The organism is Streptococcus oralis, from assembly GCF_001579175.1.
GTDB classification, from domain to species: Bacteria; Bacillota; Bacilli; order Lactobacillales; family Streptococcaceae; genus Streptococcus; species Streptococcus oralis_O.
Genome location: NZ_KQ970759.1, coordinates 427269 through 430305, shown reverse-complemented (window position 1 = coordinate 430305; position 3037 = coordinate 427269). Strand labels below are relative to the sequence as shown.

At 44.3% G+C, this 3037-nt stretch carries 3 protein-coding genes; all 3 read right to left on the bottom strand.

Annotation, left to right across the window (positions count from 1 at the left end):
- Positions 1-64 precede the first annotated feature (64 nt).
- The 3 genes from SORDD24_RS02165 to SORDD24_RS02155 are packed head-to-tail and all read right to left on the bottom strand — an operon-like array spanning position 65 to position 2942.
- Complete coding sequence (locus SORDD24_RS02165) at positions 65-334, bottom strand: DUF1294 domain-containing protein (protein ID WP_000700097.1); 270 nt, start codon at positions 332-334, stop codon at positions 65-67.
- Positions 331-1368 (bottom strand): 3-isopropylmalate dehydrogenase, encoded by a 1038-nt coding sequence (gene leuB, locus SORDD24_RS02160; RefSeq protein ID WP_061407041.1) that lies wholly within the window; start codon positions 1366-1368, stop codon positions 331-333. The genes SORDD24_RS02165 and leuB overlap by 4 nt, the downstream gene beginning before the upstream one ends.
- Positions 1369-1379: 11 nt before the next feature.
- The gene (locus SORDD24_RS02155; protein ID WP_061407039.1) at positions 1380-2942 is read right to left on the bottom strand and encodes a 2-isopropylmalate synthase; all 1563 of its coding nucleotides are present in this window, start codon (positions 2940-2942) and stop codon (positions 1380-1382) included.
- Positions 2943-3037: the final 95 nt, after the last annotated feature.

Genomic DNA, 3037 nt, shown 5'->3' with positions numbered 1-3037 from the left:
CCTCTTCTCCTGTGATGACATGACGGTCCCATAGTTTATCAAAAATCGATTTTCCTGCCATCCATTACCTCCAAATGAAATATAAGGCTACTAGTGTGGTTACCATCCCGAGAAACCAAACCGTTTTAAAGTACCATTTTCGAGTCTTGTGGTGAAAGGTCATTCCTGCCAACCAGGCACCAAAACCACCACAGACAAGTGCTATCGTCAAGAGAATTTTCTCTGGGATCCGCCAAGCACCTCTCCTTGCCTTGGATTTGTCGATTCCATAAATGATGAAAATTATGACATTCCAAATCAAGAGGGTAAGAGTGATTCCTTCGTTTATCTTCATAGTCTTTCAATGATGGCTTCCGTCATTTCCTTGGTAGAAGCCTTTCCTCCTATATCTCTCGTTAAAATTCCTGCTGCCAAACTGGCTTCTACAGCGTATTCGATACGTCCTGCATCCTCAAAACGTCCAAAACTATCCCTCAACATCATGGCTACTGATAAAATCATGGAAATAGGATTGGCAATGCCTTGACCAGCAATATCAGGTGCCGAACCGTGAATGGGCTCATAGAGACTTGGACCATTTTCAGAGTGACTAGCAGATGGCATAACTCCAAGTGTACCTGATAGAACGCTTGATTCATCTGATAGAATATCTCCGAAAAGATTTTCTGTCACGATGACATCAAATTTAGTAGGATTGGTAATCATGAGCATGGCAGCTGAGTCCACCAACTGGTGTTCCAAGGTCACATCTGGGAAATCCTTTGCGACTTCCTCAGCTACTCTCCGCCAAAGTTTTGATGTTGCCAAAACATTCTGCTTATCGATACTAGTAACGATTTTTCTGCGATTGCTTGCGATTTCAAATGCCTTGCGAAAAATTCGCTCCACTTCCTCATAGCTGTAGTCGTTGATATCACGCGCTTTGCGCTCTTCAAGGATATGATCTCCAAAGTAAATCCCCCCTGTCAACTCACGTACCACGACAAAGTCTACACCAGCAATTCGTTCGGGTTTGAGAGGTGACAAATGCTTGAGACTGTCAAAAATCTTAACAGGCCGAATATTGGCATAGAGATTGAGTTCCTTACGAAGAGACAGCAAGCCTTGTTCAGGCCGAACCGCTGCTCCATCATACTGAGGACTACCTATAGCCGCTAGGAGAATCGCATCTGCTTCTCTACATGACTTGAGGGTTTCACCAGGTAAGGGATGCCCCGCAGCATCAATACCTGCACCTCCAAAGGGGCGTCTATCTATCTGATAGTCAAAGCCCGTTTTTCCAGCTAGGGCCTCCAAAACTTCCAAACCAGCTTCCATGATTTCTGGGCCGATTCCATCTCCTGCTAGAGCTACTATTTTCTTTGTCATGGTTTTCTCCTTTACACACTAGGCATGTCACGGTAGGAGACGCTGCGTCCCATCTCACCAGCATTCTCTTTTTGAACAAAGGTATTAGCATTGATGTAGGCAATAGCCGAAGCTTTCAACACATCGAAATCAAGACCTGCTGCGTTAAAGATGGTCTCTGTATCTCTGTTTTCAACAGTGACCAAGACCCGAGCTTGGGCATCGATTCCATCTGTTACCGCATCGATGGTATAGGACACCAAGCGGACAGATTGGTTAAAGAACTTATCAATAGCATTAAAGATAGCCTCAACAGAACCTTGTCCTGTCGCATTAAACTCAACCTTCTCACCATCCATATTAGCAAGGCTGACAATTGCTTCAATGTCTTTATCCGCATGGGTTTGAAGTTGTAAATCATCAAAGTGGAATCCTTCTGGATTTTCAACCATGATTCCAGCTACCAGAGCACGAATATCTGCATCTGTGATTTCTTGCTTTTTGTCCGCTAGTGCCTTGAACTTAGCAAAGAGTGGTTTGATATCTTCTTCAGTAAAGTCTAGAGCCAAATCTCTTAGTTTTTCTACAAAAGCGTGGCGACCGGACAATTTTCCAAGCGGAAGACTGTTACTCTTGACACCAACCAATTCAGGTGTAATGATTTCATAGGTAAGAGGATTTTTAAGAACCCCATCTTGGTGAATACCAGACTCGTGAGAGAAGGCATTTCCTCCAACAACCGCCTTGTTTTTAGGAACTGGAATACCTGAGAAGCGAGAAACCATTTCTGACGTATTGATGGTTTCGTTTAGGACAATACTGGTTTCTGCTTGGTAGTAATCTTGGCGAATATTAAGCGCCACTGCAATTTCTTCCAATGCAGCATTGCCAGCTCGCTCCCCGATACCATTGATGGTTCCTTCGACTCGTCCTGCTCCATTCTTAACAGCAGCAAGGCTATTAGCTACAGCCATTCCGAGGTCATCATGACAGTGAGGCGAATAGATAATCTGACGATCGGTCTTGACATTCTCAATTAAGTATTTGAAGATGGCACCATATTCTTCTGGCGTAGTAAATCCAACCGTGTCAGGGATATTGATGTAGGTCGCACCTGCATCCACAGCTGTCTGAACAACTTGCAAGAGGAAATCCAATTCTGTTCTGGTCGCATCCTCTGGAGAAAATTCGACAATTTCAAACTTAGAACGAGCATAAGAAACATGTTCACTGATTGCTTCCAAAATCTCTTCCTTGCTCTTATTGAGCTTATACTTACGGTGAATCGGACTAGTCGCGATAAAGACGTGAACCTGAGGATACTTGGCATCCTTGAGCGCCTCATAACAAGCATCTATATCAGACTTGACCGAACGTGCCAAACCTGTCACCGCTGTTTTCTTCAAGACCTTGGCAATCTCCTGAACTGCTGTAAATGAATCTGGACTCGCCGCTGGAAAACCAGCTTCGATAGCCGAAATCCCCCATTTCTCCAGCTGTCTTGCAATGGCGACCTTTTCCTTGATTGAAAAGTTAACGCCTGGTGTCTGCTCACCATCACGGAGACTGGTATCTAGAAACTCAACTCTACGCATGAGAATTCCCCTTTCAAAATTTCAGTATAGAAAAAACATCTCGCTCGGGAACCCAAGCGAGATGTTGATCTACTCCCGCTTGGTAAGCCAAACAG